General features: G+C 43.9%; 18 protein-coding genes. 12 read left to right on the top strand and 6 right to left on the bottom strand.

Translation table 11 applies throughout. The features are described from left to right. Positions 1-24: 24 nt before the first annotated feature. Positions 25-438, bottom strand: coding sequence for a RidA family protein (locus L3V33_RS12870; protein ID WP_237290545.1), 414 nt, complete (start codon positions 436-438; stop codon positions 25-27). Between the two features lie 26 nt (positions 439-464). Then, positions 465-1,400: an NADP-dependent oxidoreductase gene (locus L3V33_RS12865; protein WP_237290544.1), complete on the bottom strand. Its 936-nt coding sequence runs from the start codon at positions 1,398-1,400 to the stop codon at positions 465-467. 184 nt (positions 1,401-1,584) lie between these two features. On the opposite strand from L3V33_RS12865, the gene L3V33_RS12860 reads away from it, so the two are divergent. The 9 genes from L3V33_RS12860 to L3V33_RS12820 all read left to right on the top strand — a co-directional run bounded on the left by L3V33_RS12860 (position 1,585) and on the right by L3V33_RS12820 (position 10,708). Then, a complete protein-coding gene (locus L3V33_RS12860) occupies positions 1,585-2,508 on the top strand; it encodes a LysR family transcriptional regulator (protein ID WP_237290543.1) in 924 nt (307 codons plus the stop codon). A 168-nt stretch (positions 2,509-2,676) separates the two neighbouring features. Next, positions 2,677-3,036 carry a DUF6559 family protein gene (locus L3V33_RS12855; RefSeq protein ID WP_017092613.1) on the top strand — a complete coding sequence of 120 codons (360 nt, stop codon included), beginning with the start codon at positions 2,677-2,679 and terminating at the stop codon, positions 3,034-3,036. 375 nt (positions 3,037-3,411) lie between these two features. Further along, positions 3,412-4,866 carry a lytic polysaccharide monooxygenase gene (locus L3V33_RS12850; RefSeq protein ID WP_237290689.1) on the top strand — a complete coding sequence of 485 codons (1,455 nt, stop codon included), beginning with the start codon at positions 3,412-3,414 and terminating at the stop codon, positions 4,864-4,866. 218 nt (positions 4,867-5,084) lie between these two features. Beyond that, entirely contained in the window at positions 5,085-6,515 is a 1,431-nt protein-coding gene (locus L3V33_RS12845) for a PLP-dependent aminotransferase family protein (protein WP_237290542.1), read from the top strand. Positions 6,516-6,657: 142 nt separating this feature from the next. Further along, on the top strand, positions 6,658-8,244 hold the full coding sequence (locus tag L3V33_RS12840; protein ID WP_237290541.1) for a cytochrome ubiquinol oxidase subunit I: 1,587 nt from the start codon (positions 6,658-6,660) through the stop codon (positions 8,242-8,244). A gap of 12 nt (positions 8,245-8,256) precedes the next feature. After that, positions 8,257-9,393: a cytochrome d ubiquinol oxidase subunit II gene (gene cydB / locus L3V33_RS12835; RefSeq protein WP_237290540.1), complete on the top strand. Its 1,137-nt coding sequence runs from the start codon at positions 8,257-8,259 to the stop codon at positions 9,391-9,393. A 10-nt stretch (positions 9,394-9,403) separates the two neighbouring features. After that, positions 9,404-9,505, top strand: coding sequence for a cytochrome bd-I oxidase subunit CydX (gene cydX, locus L3V33_RS12830; RefSeq protein WP_017109819.1), 102 nt, complete (start codon positions 9,404-9,406; stop codon positions 9,503-9,505). Positions 9,506-9,729: 224 nt separating this feature from the next. Beyond that, positions 9,730-9,909: a hypothetical protein gene (locus L3V33_RS12825; protein WP_054546434.1), complete on the top strand. Its 180-nt coding sequence runs from the start codon at positions 9,730-9,732 to the stop codon at positions 9,907-9,909. Between the two features lie 310 nt (positions 9,910-10,219). Then, positions 10,220-10,708: a GNAT family N-acetyltransferase gene (locus L3V33_RS12820; RefSeq protein WP_017068284.1), complete on the top strand. Its 489-nt coding sequence runs from the start codon at positions 10,220-10,222 to the stop codon at positions 10,706-10,708. Between the two features lie 115 nt (positions 10,709-10,823). Here the strand turns inward: L3V33_RS12820 and L3V33_RS12815 are convergent, their stop codons facing one another. Further along, on the bottom strand, positions 10,824-11,399 hold the full coding sequence (locus L3V33_RS12815) for a nucleoside triphosphate pyrophosphohydrolase family protein (protein ID WP_065605306.1): 576 nt from the start codon (positions 11,397-11,399) through the stop codon (positions 10,824-10,826). A gap of 213 nt (positions 11,400-11,612) precedes the next feature. On the opposite strand from L3V33_RS12815, the gene L3V33_RS12810 reads away from it, so the two are divergent. Beyond that, positions 11,613-12,683, top strand: a complete 1,071-nt coding sequence (locus L3V33_RS12810) for a diguanylate cyclase (protein ID WP_054546432.1) — start codon at positions 11,613-11,615, stop codon at positions 12,681-12,683. A gap of 28 nt (positions 12,684-12,711) precedes the next feature. Here the strand turns inward: L3V33_RS12810 and L3V33_RS12805 are convergent, their stop codons facing one another. Together L3V33_RS12805 and L3V33_RS12800 are read right to left on the bottom strand one after the other, a co-directional pair. After that, complete coding sequence (locus L3V33_RS12805; protein ID WP_102350833.1) at positions 12,712-13,278, bottom strand: DUF1415 domain-containing protein; 567 nt, start codon at positions 13,276-13,278, stop codon at positions 12,712-12,714. A gap of 85 nt (positions 13,279-13,363) precedes the next feature. Further along, positions 13,364-14,563 (bottom strand): MFS transporter, encoded by a 1,200-nt coding sequence (locus L3V33_RS12800; protein WP_237290539.1) that lies wholly within the window; start codon positions 14,561-14,563, stop codon positions 13,364-13,366. Positions 14,564-14,673: 110 nt separating this feature from the next. Between L3V33_RS12800 and L3V33_RS12795 the strand changes: the two genes are divergently transcribed. Beyond that, on the top strand, positions 14,674-15,546 hold the full coding sequence (locus tag L3V33_RS12795) for a LysR family transcriptional regulator (RefSeq protein WP_054546429.1): 873 nt from the start codon (positions 14,674-14,676) through the stop codon (positions 15,544-15,546). Between the two features lie 89 nt (positions 15,547-15,635). Here the strand turns inward: L3V33_RS12795 and L3V33_RS12790 are convergent, their stop codons facing one another. Next, on the bottom strand, positions 15,636-15,872 hold the full coding sequence (locus L3V33_RS12790) for a glutaredoxin family protein (protein ID WP_004734934.1): 237 nt from the start codon (positions 15,870-15,872) through the stop codon (positions 15,636-15,638). Between the two features lie 153 nt (positions 15,873-16,025). Here L3V33_RS12790 and L3V33_RS12785 point away from each other — a divergent pair, with 153 nt between their 5' ends. Further along, entirely contained in the window at positions 16,026-16,523 is a 498-nt protein-coding gene (locus L3V33_RS12785) for a M48 family metallopeptidase (protein WP_004734935.1), read from the top strand.

The raw sequence follows: 16,523 nt of genomic DNA, 5'->3' as shown, positions 1-16,523 counted from the left end.
TCTTAGGATTGGAAAGCTCGGCAGTTATCGGGCTAACATCATCTCATATTCAACCATCATATCTGGCATCCCTAAACGTTGAACATAGCGCAACGTGCCTGTCGCTGGTTTTACTTCAACATCACCTAAAAACTCTTCCCAGACATGAGCAATGCCTTCGAATTGTGCAGAGTTTACTTCGTTGGTAAATGTCCAATCCGTCCTGACAATGTCGTTAACACTAAAGCCAGCTTCTTCTAAGAATTCCTTCATTTGGTCTAAAATCAATCGTGTTTGAGCAACAGGATCATTAGGGTGTTGAGTGACAAAGTCCGGGTTACAGTCAGCATGTCCTGTCACAAAGAATACTTCGCTGAATTCACTTAGTTTCAGTCCCCAACTAAACGCATTGCTCATATCGGGTAGGTTCTTATTACGAAAAGCTTGTTTAATGGCCATTTTATATCCTCTCTACTTGATAGTGTTTACAGCGAAACTTCCAATACGATTTTGCCACGAGCACGTTTCGATTGACTTAACTCGTGTGCTTGAGCGGCTTTAGATAGTGGGAACACCTTATCGATGTTCACTTTAATTACGCCATCATCAATTAAAGCGGCAATACGTTGTAGATCTCTGGCATTGGGTGAAACCCACCAACGTTGAAAATTTACGCCTAGTTGCAGTGGTAATGCGCTTTCAATGTCATCTAATAGTGAAACTACGTTGCCACCTTTTCGTACGACTTCGAGTGAACGCTCCGCGATGCCATCACCCCCAACAGCGACGAGTACAGCATCTAACTCATCAACCTCGTCTTCAAAGCGTTGAGTTTGGTAATCAATGAATTGATCGACCCCTAAAGCCGTTAAGTAGGCTTTGTTGCTGGCTGATGCTGTTCCGATAACATAAGCACCGAGCGCTTTCGCTATTTGAACCGCAAAGCTGCCTACACCTCCGGATGCATTGTGAATAAGGACACGTTGACCAGCTTTGAGTTGGCAGCCTTCAACAATTGCTTGCCATGCTGTTGTTGCGGCCAATGGCACTGCTGCAGCGGTCACGATGTCGAGAGACTTGGGCGCTCTTGCTACTAAATCACTATCGACAGCAAGATATTCGGCGTAGGCGCCTTGTTCAGAAATGGGCGCATATACATAGACCTGCTCCCCAAGTTTGAGGTTGCTTACATTGTTGCCTTTTTCGACAACTTGTCCTGCTGCGTCCCAGCCAACAATGAGTGGCATTTCATGTTGACCAGTAGACTCTAAGAATCCCTCTCTTACCATCCAGTCGACAGGGTTTACCCCCGCGCCTTGTACTTTGATCAGCACTTGATTTGGGGTGATGGTGGGTTTAGCTATATCGCCGAACGTTAAGTTCTGCGCACTTCCATACTCTTCTAAATACACGGCTTTCATCGTATTTCCTTATAAGTGAGTCATCTGATTTGTTTTTCTAACAGCGGGTTAATCTGCTTGTGGAACTTACTTTGCCCAACTTGTTACTTATCGTCTAATTGATGATTGGTATAATATTCATTGATTAATATGATGAGTTTGTCGATACTCATTCACTAACTCCCTGTGTAATTAGGCAAGTAAGATGGCGAATGTCGATCTGAATTTAATGGTTATTTTTGATGCAATCATGCAGGAAAGCTCGATTACCGTGGCCGCAGAACGATTGTCGATGACGCAACCGTCGGTATCGAACGCAGTCTCTCGAATGCGCCATGCTTGGAAAGATCCTTTATTCGTGAAACAAGGAAGAGGGATTCGCCCAACCCCTTACGCCGTCGAGTTGTGGAAAACGATTGGTGAGCCGTTAGAGGCAATACGGATTGCAACTGAGCGTGATGAGTTTAATCCTGCGACGTTAAAGCGCACGTTTAGAATCGCAACCACAGATTGGATGGCAGATCTGTTTTGGCTGCCGTTAAAGCAACGAATAGAGCGTGAAGCGCCTGACGTTAATATTCACGCCGTACCTTACAACGTCAATGGAGAAAAGTTATTGCTCAGTGCCGATGTCGATATGGTCTTGGATTACTTCGAAGGCAACTCAGCTCAAGTACAAACTCAGCATCTATTTGATAATCACTTTGTGTGCGCAATGCGTGCCGATCACCCGTTGGCTAGTGAAGAGCTATCGCTAAGTGCTTTTGCTAGTGCTGATCATTTGTTGCTCTCGTTATCAGGTGAGGCGACAGGCGGGGTAGACATGCTACTAGGACAGAAGGGAATGAAACGGCGCATCGCCATGACGGTGAACCACTGTTACTCCATACCTAGGTTGTTAATCAATACTGACATGATCACGACGATTCCATTACCGATAATATTGGAGAGCGTGAGCAAAGGAGATCTGGTGATTAAGAAAACGCCATTCACAATGCCGCCGGGGCCCATCTCGATGTCTTGGCATGTGCGCCATCAACGTGACCAAGGTACGTTATGGTTGCGTGAGAAAGTGCTTAGTGTTCTGAACCATGGTTTACCTAAGAATTTACTTTTTGGTCCGTTTTAATGAGAAGCGGTGCAAAGAGTATTCGTCTCGAAATTGCTTTTTCGCATTGTTAATCAGTATATTACTGACGTTATATATTGAGCATCGTCATAAAGAGTGACATTCTAAGTGTTGCTCAAATCTGAACAACACTTGATGTGATATTTGTAAATTGGAAGGGGAATTAGAGTGTTTAGATATATTCAGCGACGAAGGATCAAAAAGGTTATTAAGCTACTGTCTGCAAGGTTGGTAAAGAGCTATGGAAGCCGTGACTTTTTCTCGATTGGTCAGGTAGAAACGAGTTCTCGTGAATTGAGTAAGCGCCAACAACAAATCGCATTGGCTTTGTTTGCTGATCCACAAGATTTAGATGTTGAATTGGTTCCCACTATCCAGCTGTTACGTAATGATGTGTCTAATGATTTCTTCGGCGGCGAGAATTACACCGCGCGTGATGTGCTCAATCTTTTGGGTGGCGGCGGTTGGAAAGGCGGTCGTATGGACGATGACATGTCACATCGTATGGGTATGCATAGCCGTTATTAAATATCTTCTTATTACCTAACGCCTTTATATCCCCAAAGCGGCTTAATCATTAAGCCGCTTTTTTATTCATTCTGAATAATGTTCCCTCAATCAACACAGAATACTGAAATGTCATAATTCGAAGCAACATCATCTATCTACAACGCATTTGTTTGAGTTGTGTGATGCTGATTCCTATCAATATAAAACCCGCTGTTATTGATAAAATTGACGTATATATTTTTCGTTGTTCTTTAAGTCAGAAACTATAAACCTTCGAATGACAGTGCTGGTTGGTTAGTAACCAATTGGTTTTGTGTTTAGGGTAAAATAATAGAGAGTGGGAAAGTGACAACAATAAATAATAATATTCTAAAAATAGCAGTGGGTATGGCTATGCTATCGAGTGTGCCGTCAGTGGCAAATGCTCATGGCTGGTCTGAATTTCCAAGTGCACGTCAGAACACGTGTTACGAGCAAGGCGGGGTTTGGTCGGGTACACCACCAAATGCTGCATGTGCTCAAGCGAAAGATATTTCTGGATCATACCCGTTCGTTCAACGTAACGAGTATGCGAAAAATATCCAAGATTTCAACAACATCAACGCTGTAAAAGCGGCGATTCCTGACGGCACGTTATGTTACGCCAATGATTCGCAAAAACGCGGCATGGGTGCACCTCATACTGGTTGGACTCGAACCGAGCTAAATACTGGTACATTTGAATATGTATTCAACGCGACTGCACCACACAACCCGTCATTTTGGGAGTTCTATCTAACAAAACCAAACGCAGACCTGAGCAAAGGCCTAGCGTGGGGGGACTTAGATCTTATCCAAGAAGTGGGGAATGTTCCTGTAAGCGGTGGCAAATACCGTATCAACGTGACGATTCCTTCAGACCGATCTGGCGACGCAATCTTATACGTTCGTTGGCAACGTGACGATGCAGCAGGAGAAGGCTTCTACAACTGTTCAGACATCACAATCGCGGGGGGAACAACTCCTCCACCAGAGCCGGGTCCTGAGCCTGATCTAGTCCGTGGCGACCTGTTTGTTTCTGACCAGTTTGGTACGCCAGAAATTGGTGATACGGTTAAATACGACATCATCAACAAGTACGGTGAAGTAGCGCGTAGCTTCGATATCGTTATCGACGCTTCAAACGTTAACGATTGGGCTCGTTTGTTGGCTTCAGAAATTAACGGCTGGCATGAAGAGTTCAAAGATGGCGCGATCTTCATTGGTGACTGGCACGCTGAAATGCAGCACTACATGTACTTCCAAAACGATCCTTCACGTAACTTTTTTAACTCAAAAGATAGCCGTGCTTCTGGTCAGTTAACGCTGATTGATGGTGGCGACGGCGGTGTTGAACCATTGAAAGGCGACATCTACGAGCTAGTGAAGAGTGACAACGTAGTGAATGCTGGCGACAAAGTTGTGATTGCAACAAGCGAAGCGGCAAATCTAACTCAGACACAAGGCTCTTCAGTAAGCATTCAAAATAACGGCACGGCTTCTATCGTAGTTGATACCACTGGCATCACTGCAAACGAAACTCTATCGTTTATGGCTAGCTCGATTGAAAGCGACAGTGTTGAAACCTTCACTTTTGAAGTAATTGCTGATGACGGTGGTGTAACACCAGACCCAGATCCAACGCCGGATCCAGATCCGACTCCTGACCCAGACAATGGCACTTGGGACTCTTCAGCGACTTACCTAGGCGGTGAAGTCGTGACTTACTCAAATCAGTCGTGGAAAGCACAGTGGTGGATCCAAGGTGGTACAAACCCTAAAGCTACCTACGAAAATGATCAGTGGGGCGTGTGGCGTCCAGCTAACTAGTCAGCTAGTTAAACTAAACTAAAGTAGCTAAGTATCTATGTAACTAAGGCACCACACTCGATTGATGAGTGTGGTGCCTTTTCTTATGGGGGAAATAAACAAGTCGACGCTAAAGGTAATTGGGTTTAGGGTAGGGCTTTGTTATACCTGAATGTCCGAGCACTTCGAATATCCACGGTTTAGTAATCTTTTACACATTAGATAGAAAAGACTTTTTGATGAAAAAATCTCAGATACTCGCCAATACAATCAAGAATCAGATAGAACAAAACATCTGGCTGAGTGGTGAGAAGATCCCATCAATTAGAGACGCATGTAAGCGCTATAAACTCAGTATCGAGACGGTGCTGCAGGCGTATCAACAGCTCGAAGACCAAGGCTATGTGCGCTCAAAGCCCAAGTCCGGCTATTTCGTGTTACCGCGTAGAAATGTATTCACCTCAGAACACGCGCAACAAAAAGTCATTAAGCCGTATCCCGTTAAAATCAGCGATCTGCTTTACGATGTACTTCAACGAGCCAAAGACCCTAGCATCATTCCACTTAGCTCGGCATTCCCTGATCCTGCCTTGTTTCCGCATCAAGCATTGTCGCGCAGTTTAGCTAATGCTAGTCGTCAAATGCCCGACAACAGTATGCTCACTAATTTACCGCCAGGCAGTGAAACGTTACGCAGGCAAATCGCCCAACGCTATCAAGTTCAAGGCTTGAACGTACTGCCTGACGATATTGTGATCACGTCTGGGGCGATGGAGGCACTTAATTTATGCCTGCAATCCTGTACCGAACCGGGTGACTTAGTCGCGATTGAGTACCCAGCGTTTTACGGTGTGTTACAGACTATTGAAAGACTAAACCTCACCGCCGTAGAGATTCCAACAGACCCGACAACAGGGATTGATTTAGATGTGTTGGAGTCGGTGTTCGCTTCAATGGACATCAAAGCGTGCTGGTTTATGACGGAATCGCAAAACCCAGTTGGCTATTCGATGAGTGACAGCAACAAGCAACGACTGGCAAAGTTGGTGAATCAACATAAGATCCCGATGATTGAAGACGATGTGTATCGAGAACTGCACGTCGGTAATCAAAGCTCATTGCCTGCTAAAGCCTATGACACTGGCGAGCAAATCATGTTGTGTGGTTCGTTTTCCAAATCATTGTCGCCCGGCTTTCGAATCGGTTGGGTAGTTGCAAGGAAACAAGCGTTAAAGATTCAGAGATTGCAGCACCTTTCGACGCTCTCCAGCAGCATTCCTATTCAGCTTGGTTTGTCTCACTACCTAACGTTTTACAGCTATGACAATCATCTTAAAAAGCTTCGTAAATTACTGAATGAAAGGAAGAAGGCGCATATTGCATTGTTAGAATCTAGCTTACCTTCAAGTGCGATGGTGCATAAAAGCCAAGGTGGCTACTTCATTTGGATAGAACTGCCTCACTCTGTTTGTGTTGAGAAGTTGTATGAACTAGCCCTTGAACAAAACATCTCTGTCGCTCCGGGAATCATATTCAGCAGTGATAAAAAGTTCTCTCATCACATTCGTATCAACTGTTCGTACGCTTGTGACGACAAAATAGCAGAAGCCATTCGAACGCTAGGCGGCTTGATTCAGACAATGGAACTGCAAGCCAATAGTTGCAGTTAAGCTCTTACCAGTTGTTCGTCTAATAAGCAAATCTGTTCTGTTTTTTAATAATCAATCTGTTCTAGTTTGGTTCGTGAGAACTGTGCTGAAATACGCTCCAATTCTTAATATGAAAGCCATCATTATGATGTTTGGAGCTTAAATGTTTGATGTAGTTGAATTGTCGCGTTTACAGTTTGCGCTAACCGCTATGTTCCACTTTCTTTTCGTCCCTCTGACTATCGGTATGTCGTGCTTACTGGCGATCATGGAGTCGATCTATGTACTCACCGGTAAACAAATTTATCAAGACATGACTCGCTTCTGGGGCAAACTGTTCGGTATCAACTTTGCCTTGGGTGTCACGACCGGTTTAACCATGGAGTTCCAGTTCGGCACCAACTGGTCTTATTATTCTCACTATGTCGGCGATATTTTCGGCGCACCTTTAGCCATCGAAGCGCTTGTCGCGTTCTTCTTAGAATCCACCTTTGTTGGGTTGTTCTTCTTCGGCTGGGAAAGATTATCGAAACGCCAACACCTTGTGGTGACTTGGCTGGTGGCTCTGGGTTCGAGCTTTTCTGCACTATGGATTTTGGTTGCCAATGGTTGGATGCAAAACCCAATTGGATCAGAGTTCAATTACCAAACTATGCGTATGGAAATGACCAGCTTTGCAGAAGTGGTGCTCAACCCTGTCGCTCAAGTTAAATTCCTGCATACCGTGGCCTCAGCGTATACCTGTGGCTCAATGTTTATCCTTGGCGTGAGCTCTTACTATTTGCTTAAAGGGCGAGACGTTGCTTTTGCAAAACGTTCGTTTGCTGTCGCAGCTTCGTTTGGTATTGCTTCTATTATCTCGGTGATCGTATTAGGTGATGAGTCGGGCTATGAACTGGGTGATGTTCAAAAAGTGAAGTTAGCGGCGATTGAAGCGGAATGGCACACAGAACCTGCACCTGCGGCGTTTACCTTGTTTGGATTACCAAACCAAGAAGAAGGCAAAACCGACTTCGCGGTAAAAATCCCTTATGTGATGGGAATTATTGCAACGCGATCTTTGGATGAGCAAGTAACGGGTCTTCATGACCTACGCGACCAGCACCTCGTCCGTATTCGCAACGGAATCATCGCTTATGAATTGCTAGAGCGTTTGCGATCTGGTGATACCTCTTATGAGACAGAACAAGCATTCGATCAAACCAAGCACGATCTCGGCTATGGCTTATTACTTAAGCGTTACACCGATACCGTAACCGATGCGACTGAACAGCAAATCCAACAAGCGGCAGATGATTCAATTCCAACTGTCTGGCCTCTGTTCTGGTCATTCAGAATCATGGTGGGTTGTGGCTTCATTATGTTGTTTGTCTTTGGCGCGGCTTTCTTACAAACCTACCGGAAAAACATCACTCAAAAACCTTGGTTACTGAAAGCGGCGCTATGGTCAATTCCATTACCTTGGATTGCGATTGAAGCTGGCTGGTTTGTTGCGGAATACGGTCGTCAGCCTTGGGCTGTGGGTGAAATTCTTCCTGTGACGGTGGCGGCTTCTTCTCAAACCGTTGAAAACCTACTTACGTCTCTTGCTCTCATTATCAGCCTATATTCCGTATTTATCATTGTTGAAAGTTACTTGATGATTACCGTTGCTAAAAAAGGCCCAAGCAGTTTAAAAACGGGTCGCTATCACTATGAACAAAATACAACTTCACTTGAAGCCAAATTGGCACAACAAGTTCAACAATAAGGTGACTGACTCATGTGCGAATATGACACATTGCGTTTAATTTGGTGGGTTCTGATTGGTGTACTGCTGATTGGTTTTATGATCACCGATGGTTTTGATATGGGGGTGGGGGCGTTGTTACCGTTTATTGGTAAAACGAACGCTGAAAGACGAGTAATGATTAACTCCATCGCACCCCATTGGGATGGCAACCAAGTTTGGCTCATTACCGCAGGTGGTGCTTTGTTTGCGGCTTGGCCTCTGGTTTATGCGACATCTTTTTCAAGTCTTTATGTGGCGATGTATTTGGTTCTTATTTCTTTGTGGTTACGTCCTTTAGCTTTGGAATACAGAGCTAAAATAGATAGCGACCAATGGCGCAAAGTGTGTGATTTAGCCATCTCGTTCTCAGGCTTCTTTCCTCCCATTTTATTTGGTGTCGCATTTGGCAACTTGATGCAGGGGCTTTCTTTCTCGCTCAATAGTTTGCTTATGGTCGATTACCATGGGTCGTTTATCGATTTGATTAACCCATTCGCGCTTTTGTGTGGTCTGGTTGGGTTGTTGATGGCGTTGTTACAAGGCAGTGCGTGGCTGATGATGAAAACCACAGATGCGCTATACAACAAGGCAAGATTGGTTGCGCAGGTGAGCGCGATACTTGTAGCTAGCTTGATGGTCATTGGCGGTTTAGCGATAAGCCAAATTGATGGTTATTTGATTGTCAGTGAGTTGAACCATAGCGCTGTTTCAAACCCGTTAAACAAACAAGCGATAGCAGAAACAGGTGCTTGGTTAACCAACTTCGATACTTATTCTTGGATGTGGTTGGCGCCGTTCGGCAGTGTTCTCATTCCGCTGTTGGCGCTAGTGAGTGCGAGATTAAAGTGCGATGCGCTGGCTTTCATCAGCTCAAGTCTGACTAACGCTTGCATCATCTTAACGGCTGGTTTCTCAATGTTCCCGTTCATTATCCCGTCTAGCGTTAACCCGAGTAATAGCCTAACGCTGTGGGATTCAACCTCTAGCGAACTGACCTTGAACATCATGACAGGCGTAGCATTCGTGATGGTGCCAATCATTCTGTGTTATACCGCGTTCAGTTATCGAACCATGTTTGGGCGACTTGATAGCGAGTATGTCGAACGTAATGGCCATTCACTGTATTAAGGAGTTTTTCATGTGGTATTTTGTTTGGATATTGGGCTTATTTCTAGCCTCTGCTTTTGCGGTTTTGAATGTCATCAGCTTAGAGAAAAGTGACTCAGAAACGGAGTTATGATTGACGCTTTAATTCATAAAAAGACCAGAAGCATGATGCTCTGGTCTTTTTTATACCTTTAAATCATGGTTATGCTGCTTTATTAGTTAGTGGCACAAAATGGTAAGACTCGAATCGAGTGAATGACTAGAATTATCTCAAACGAAACAAGTGAATTAGGGCGGATTCTAGTCACTTTATCTTATTCGAATGGATGCTTTGAAAGCTCGAAAGAGGATTATTTTATGTACGAACTCACACTGATTCTAAGCCTTATGATGGGTGGAGCTGATAGCACAGCAGAAATGGAAGTTAACACCCAATTTACGACTCTTGAGCAATGTAATGAAGAAGGCGCAGCGCTAGCTGAGAAGCTAAATGCAACAGATCTTAAAGTCATGCAAGTTCAATGTCAGCGTGATTAACTAGATCAAGATGAACTAGTTCATGATTAACCAGAACAGAACTAGTTAGATCATGATGAACCAAAGCTAACTAACTCCATAGATTTGGAGGCGTGGGCACACCCGAGGTGCCCATATCGAATTACCTCCAGTTTAACTAACCTTGATTCCTCAAATGTACTTCTTCAGATCATCCACATACATTCCCCACATCAGTCCAATAAAAACAATTTCATCTAACCTATTGTTAAATATTTACTATTTGATAGTGTGTCTAGGTGCACATTAAGGATGTGTTTCATATTGAGCGATGAAAATAGTAGGAGTTGCGATGAGTATTATAGTGAGACGGTCTGAACCGTCAGATGCAAAGGGAATCAAAGAAGTTTACGAATGCACTAATGCTTATACCGGTACGCTGCAACTCCCAAATCCATCTCTGGAAAGCTGGCAAAAACGAATCTCTAATATGCCTGACAACGTGTACTCGTATGTCGCGATGATAGACGATGAGATTGTTGGCAACTTGGGAATGGAAGTGTGTGTGAATCCAAGAAGACGACATGTGGCTTCATTTGGTATGGGTGTTAAAGACGATGTGTTAGGCAAAGGTGTGGGTAGTCAATTGCTCGCAACAGCAATCGATCTGTGTGATAACTGGATTAACATCAAGCGAATGGAGTTAACGGTGTACACCGATAACGAAAGAGCGATCAGTTTGTATAAGAAGTTTGGTTTCGTGATTGAAGGAGAGTCCGCAGGGTTTGCTTTCAGAAATGGCGAATATGTGGCGGCTTATCATATGGCTCGACTGGTATAACACTTGGCTACACAGTTAGAATTGACTGACAGATAATAAAACGCCACGTTATTTAAACGTGGCGTTTGCTATTTTAGTTCGCCGATGCTTTAAGCAGCTTCAGTCGTAACCTTACTTAAGCCGTTAGTGGCTCAAGGTTCGCAGGACGGTAGTGTACAGATTTTAGTACTTTACCTTGGCGAACTGTCTTGCCTTCAGATACGAAATCTTCCGCACACTTAGCGATGATGTATTCGCCTTTTTGAACAGCCATAAGCTTGATGTTCTGCTCAGCATAGAAAGCTTCTGTTTCAGCGTATTCTTTTTCGTTGCGACATACTTTGCTCATGTTGCTTGAGTGTACTTCGTCCCAGCAAGGTAAGAAGTCAATTGAGCGGTTTTTAGAAACATTCAATAGCAGGTCGATCAGGTAGCTGATTGCTAGGTTGTCTTCAACCTTAGCTTGGCCAAGGTGAACCAGACGCCCCATCAAAACATAAACGCTGTCTACAATAGCGTCCGCTTGTTCGATTTTTGAGTCAGCTTCTGCAAGTTCTGTTAGTTCTTCGATCGCTAGAGAGGTATGTAGCGTATCGCCTTTTTCGTCCATTGTTTCAGGAGCAGCAACAGGCAGATCAAAAGTACTGCGGAACTCTTCAATATCGCGGTAAAGGTGGTCGTAGATTTCTTGGCTTAGTTGAGAAAGGTTCATTTTCCTATCCATTCTGTTTCGTTAATGGATTATTTTACCAAAGCTAGGAATAGGGTGCTAACGCAAAGTCGAAGAAGTCGACTTTTATTCATTGGACCAATGAGGTATTTTGCATACAAACCAATTGATTATTATGTTTTTTTACCCTTTACTCTTTTTAATATACCAAATGTTGATGTTGCCATTAACTTCTGCAGTAGTGGAATCCCTGTTATGAACCAAGCTAGTGAAAGCGAAATTGTTATACGCCGCTTGTATCAAATCACCAATGATTATCGAAAGGGCTTCGAGAGTCAGATCGCTCAGCTGCTTATCATGGGGCTCGAACGCTTTAATTTGGATATTGGTATTTTATCTAAAGTCGATGGTAATTCTTATTTAGTCGAGCACTGTGTTACGCCAGAAGGGGTTGAACTCAACACTGGCGACACCTTCGATTATCGTTCGACCTATTGCGAGATTACCTGTAAATCGATTGGTCCTATTTGCATTGAGCATTGTGGCAAACACGATAAGTATGCGACGCATCCCGCTTACCAGTCTTTTGGTTTAGAGTCTTATATTGGCATCCCGATTTTCGTTAATGACGAGCTTTATGGCACCTTAAATTTTTCAAGCCCGGCTCCTTATCATCGTGAATTCAAGGAGTTCGATATCGACGTTATGAGGTTAATGGCCTCATGGATCGAAGTGGAACTGGTTAGAAGACAGCAAGAGCGAAAACTCAAAGAGCTGAATGAGAAGTTAGAGTACCAAGCTATGTACGATCCTTTGACACACTTGCCGAATAGACGTTGCTTGTTCAAAACGTTGAACGCAGAAGTGGAGCAGTTAAAAGGATCTTTAGGAAAGGGAACCTTAGCGGTTGTCGACATCGATTTCTTTAAACAGGTTAATGACACTTATGGTCATCAAATGGGTGATGTTGTATTAAAGAAAGTGGCGAACGTGCTGAGCAATAACACTCAAGAGGGTGAGTTTGTGGCGCGCTTTGGTGGCGAGGAGTTCATTCTTTGGTACCCCAATAAAACACCAAGTTGTGTTGAAGATAAGTTCATGACTCTTTTAAAAGAGATGAAGAAAATCACGCTTGATAGAAAGCCAGTCACTATATCAATCGGTGCGTGTCATTTTGAGTTGAGTACAGGGGATACCAAAGGGGAAAGGATGTCGGCGTTAGATAAGCTAATCAAAGTGGCCGATGAATGCCTGTACATAGCGAAACAAAATGGACGAGATCAGTTCATTTCTCGTCCATATCATCAAGAACGCTCAGGAATATGAGCCATCTTGTTAGCGATTAACTGGACGATTAACTGAACAGGTAGGGGAACAGTTGACGACGTTCCGCTGGTGTTAAGGATTCAACTCTTGCTATGTTGGTATCAGGAATCGCTTCAGGGTTAGGGTAGTGCTTCAACACTTTTTCCATACTCGCTTCACGAATCAAATGGTAAACCGGATACGGAGAGCGGTTAGTCAGATTTTCATCGTCTTCTGGATCCGCACCACCAAAGCAATAGTCTGGGTGGAAGGTGGCCACTTGGTAAACGCCTTCCCAATCTTCTTGCTTGATCAACGCTTCAATCCAATCAATGAACATGTTGTAGTCGAAGAAATCTTGCAGCATGTTAGGTACAACCACCAACGTCGTCTCTAATTCTGCGACTGGCGTGTTATCTAACTCTACGAAATGCGTCATGATGTCTTCCAACAACGCTTCTTCCGTATTCGCTTCACTCACAAAGATCTTAATCTGTTTATTACGTTGTGGCTTGGCTGCGAATGGACACAGGTTTAGGCCAATAACGACATCGTCTAACCACTGTTTTACTTGGTCGTGGATGGTTTGAAGATCTGTGCTTTGAGTGTTCGACATAACAGGTTCCGAAATGAAATTTTGCGTAGGATATCAGAACGGACGTCAATCAAAAGCAATAATTGAGTTACAACCTCAGTCGTACTTATGCTTGTGCGAGTTTAGAGGCCGATACTTGAAGTTGTTTTAACTGATAGACCCATGCAAATATCGCGACATAGAAGATTGAACCGCCCGCAATCACGCCATTCCAACCGAACAGTTGCCAGCAATACAAGAGTAAGAAACCACCTAAGCTCCCGCCAATGTAGTAGTGAACTAAGTAAAGTGCTGTTGCCGTCGCCTTAGCGCTTGGTGCTTTTTGACTTACCCAAGAATAGGCAAGGGTATGGGCGAAGAACGCGCCGCCACTAATCAATAACAAGCCTGCTAACATGAACGGGACTTTGTCGACGGCAGAAATTAGCATTCCGATTAAGCTAATACACACGCCCATCAATATTCCGCTTAACGGGTCAAAACGAAGTGTCCATTTGTTGGAGAGCTTAGAGCTTACCGTACCGGCTAAGTAACATAGGAATATCAGTGAAGCTAAGCCAACAGGCACTGAGTGAGGCGCAGATACAAGCCTAAAGCCCATTACTGAATACAGGTTAACGAATAGGGCGAAGTTAGCACCACCAATCAACATCGCGAGCCACAAGGTACGGTTTCTTAAGTGCATCACAACCGAGCGGTTATGATGAAAGAACAACCCTTTTTGAGGTTTGAAGTTTTGTTGGTCAGGCAGACTATACGCAATATAGAGAGCGCCGATTAAGGAGCCGACCACGAAAAACAATACCGTAGCGTGCCAGTCAAAGTAATCCGTGATTAAACCTCCAAGGACACGTCCGAAAATTCCACCCAATGAGTTGGCTGCAATATAACCGCCGATCGCGACTGCGAATGCTTTGGGTGATAACTCTTCGACCATATAGGCAACCGCCACGCCCGCAAAAGCAGCGACTGCGATTCCCATGAATGCTCTGGCAATAACAAGTTGTAGTAGAGTGGTTGTGAACACCATGCTCACTCCAATCAAAGGAATAGCGAACAGACTGAACAGAATAATGGGTTTTCGACCAAAGGTTTCAGAAGCGATTGCCCAAGGCACCAAGCTAATCGAAAGGCCAAGTGTTGTCGCGGCAAACAGCCAGTTGATTTGAGTTTCAGATACTTGGAAGTGCTCCGCCATGTGCGGCAAGATAGGCTGAAAGAGGTAAAGGTTACAGAAAATGATAAATGAACCAATCGCCAATGATTGGGTGATACGTTTGTATTGAGGACTGCCTTTATCAAACATTGACGTTGTGCCTGCGCAAGTTAGTAAGCTATTTGTGAACAAGTTATCAGTACAGGTGTGATTAAAGAAATATATTAAAGATATCACCTCCATATATAAAATATATCGCCATGCTTGAATCAAAACCACTTCGACATTTTCTGGCTGTTGCTCAGTTTGGTAACTTCACTCAGGCTGCCAAAGCGTTGTATATTGCACAGCCTGCATTGAGTATCTCCATTAAAAAACTAGAACAGACGCTTGAGTTGATTCTATTCCGTCGAGGCGATAAATCCGTCACTTTAACGGAGGAGGGCAAAGTACTGTTTGAGCATGCGAAGCGAATCGCCCAGCAGTTTGATGATGCTCAGCTCGCGATGAATGAACTAAAGGGACTAGAAAAAGGCGAGGTTCGATTAGGCGCTCCAAGTATGATGGGCAGTTACTTTTTCCCCCAAGTCGTGATGGCATTTAAAAGCCAATACCCAAACCTAAAGTTGACCTTGATTGATGCTGGCACCGCATCGATTCGTGAAATGCTGTTAAACGGCGAACTCGATATTGGTGTAATTAATCATGAGAACGTCCCTGATGATTTGGAAACGGATCATCTGTTAAGTTCTGAGATGGTCGCCGTTGTAGGTAAAGATCACCCATTGGCTTCGCAACCATCAATCACCTTTGAAGAATTCTTTGCTCAAGAGTTGATCATGTTCAAATCGGGCTATTTTCACCGTGATTTTATCGATGCGACTTGTAAAAAATACAACCTCGATATGACCATTGCGTTTGAAACCAACTTGCTCCCGATGATTCTTTCTATCGTTAAACAAGAGTTTGCGATCACCGCGCTGTTGAGCTTAGTGACAGAATATGAAAAAGACGTGATAGGCGTGCCATTTGAAGACCCTGTAAAACTGAATCTATCGTTGGCCTGGAGAAAGGAAGGGTATTTGTCGAAAGCCGACAGAACCTTTATTGATTTCGTTAAGCGGTATGTGTGATTGAGTAAGATTTAAATAAACAAAGCCCGCACATCCTTGGTTGGATCTGCGGGCTTTGTTGTATAGAAGTATGACTGGCTCAAAACACGTTAGGTGTTCTTTGAGTTATACATCTTATCGAAGTTTTTCTGATTCCAGCCGACCATCACTTGGTCACCGATTTTCAGCACAGGGATAGAGCGAGCACCCATCGCCTGTAATTCTTTACGGCCACGCTGCATTTTTGCATTCGTTAGGCGATATTCAATTTTCTTCGAATCCAAATAGCGTTGTGCATCTTTACAGTGCGGGCATTTGTCTGCGACGTACAATACAACACGTTTCATTTTTACAATCTCTTTTTGAGTGTAGCTCTTGGTGAATCTCGCTAAAGTGTAACGAATCCTAGGTGATTAGAAAAGTGTGATCAGTTACACTATGCGGCTCAATTTTCAAGACCACAACATATTGTCGTGGTGTAACTTGTACGGTCTTTCAGCATGCATCCTTCTTTACGCTATATTCAAGGCTACCCGAAGCACATTCTCGACCCGGTAACTCAACTTGTTGAATCAGGTAAATTGGTGCCGTGGTTTGAAGCTCGCTACCCAAAGAATCATGAAATCAAAAGCGAGAAAGCCCTGTTTGACTATGCGATTGAGATTAAAAATCGCTACATGAAAAAAACGCCACCGATCAGTAAAGTGATTTACGACGGCAAGATACACCTAATTAATAATGCATTAGGTCTGCACTCTTACGTCGCGAAGAATCACGGTGGAAAGATCAAATCGAAGAACGAGATTCGTATCGCCAGTGTTTTTAAAAATGCACCAGAACCTTTGCTGAGAATGCTGGTGGTGCATGAACTGGCGCACATCAAAGAGAAAGAACACGACAAAGCCTTTTACCAACTATGCTGTCACATGGAGCCGGAATATCATCAACTTGAGTTAGATGCCCGTTTATTCATGATGTATTTAGACTTAAAGAAGTAG

It is taken from the genome of Vibrio sp. A2-1 (assembly GCF_021728355.1).
Classification (GTDB): domain Bacteria; phylum Pseudomonadota; class Gammaproteobacteria; order Enterobacterales; family Vibrionaceae; genus Vibrio; species Vibrio splendidus_K.
The sequence above is the reverse complement of the archived record's forward strand: the minus strand, read 5'-3'. Positions and strand labels throughout refer to the sequence as shown.

Excerpts from the sequence above, each read along its gene's own strand:
- L3V33_RS12805 (WP_102350833.1), bottom strand. The coding sequence starts at position 13,278 with ATGTCGAACACTCAAAGCACAGATCTTCAAACCATCCACGACCAAGTA.
- L3V33_RS12850 (WP_237290689.1), top strand. The coding sequence starts at position 3,412 with ATGCTATCGAGTGTGCCGTCAGTGGCAAATGCTCATGGCTGGTCTGAA.
- L3V33_RS12845 (WP_237290542.1), top strand. The coding sequence starts at position 5,085 with ATGAAAAAATCTCAGATACTCGCCAATACAATCAAGAATCAGATAGAA.
- L3V33_RS12810 (WP_054546432.1), top strand. The coding sequence starts at position 11,613 with ATGAACCAAGCTAGTGAAAGCGAAATTGTTATACGCCGCTTGTATCAA.
- cydB (WP_237290540.1), top strand. The coding sequence starts at position 8,257 with ATGTGCGAATATGACACATTGCGTTTAATTTGGTGGGTTCTGATTGGT.
- L3V33_RS12800 (WP_237290539.1), bottom strand. The coding sequence starts at position 14,563 with ATGTTTGATAAAGGCAGTCCTCAATACAAACGTATCACCCAATCATTG.
- L3V33_RS12815 (WP_065605306.1), bottom strand. The coding sequence starts at position 11,399 with ATGAACCTTTCTCAACTAAGCCAAGAAATCTACGACCACCTTTACCGC.
- L3V33_RS12785 (WP_004734935.1), top strand. The coding sequence starts at position 16,026 with ATGCATCCTTCTTTACGCTATATTCAAGGCTACCCGAAGCACATTCTC.
- L3V33_RS12865 (WP_237290544.1), bottom strand. The coding sequence starts at position 1,400 with ATGAAAGCCGTGTATTTAGAAGAGTATGGAAGTGCGCAGAACTTAACG.
- L3V33_RS12790 (WP_004734934.1), bottom strand. The coding sequence starts at position 15,872 with ATGAAACGTGTTGTATTGTACGTCGCAGACAAATGCCCGCACTGTAAA.
- L3V33_RS12870 (WP_237290545.1), bottom strand. The coding sequence starts at position 438 with ATGGCCATTAAACAAGCTTTTCGTAATAAGAACCTACCCGATATGAGC.
- cydX (WP_017109819.1), top strand. The coding sequence starts at position 9,404 with ATGTGGTATTTTGTTTGGATATTGGGCTTATTTCTAGCCTCTGCTTTT.
- L3V33_RS12795 (WP_054546429.1), top strand. The coding sequence starts at position 14,674 with ATGCTTGAATCAAAACCACTTCGACATTTTCTGGCTGTTGCTCAGTTT.
- L3V33_RS12860 (WP_237290543.1), top strand. The coding sequence starts at position 1,585 with ATGGCGAATGTCGATCTGAATTTAATGGTTATTTTTGATGCAATCATG.
- L3V33_RS12825 (WP_054546434.1), top strand. The coding sequence starts at position 9,730 with ATGTACGAACTCACACTGATTCTAAGCCTTATGATGGGTGGAGCTGAT.
- L3V33_RS12840 (WP_237290541.1), top strand. The coding sequence starts at position 6,658 with ATGTTTGATGTAGTTGAATTGTCGCGTTTACAGTTTGCGCTAACCGCT.
- L3V33_RS12820 (WP_017068284.1), top strand. The coding sequence starts at position 10,220 with ATGAGTATTATAGTGAGACGGTCTGAACCGTCAGATGCAAAGGGAATC.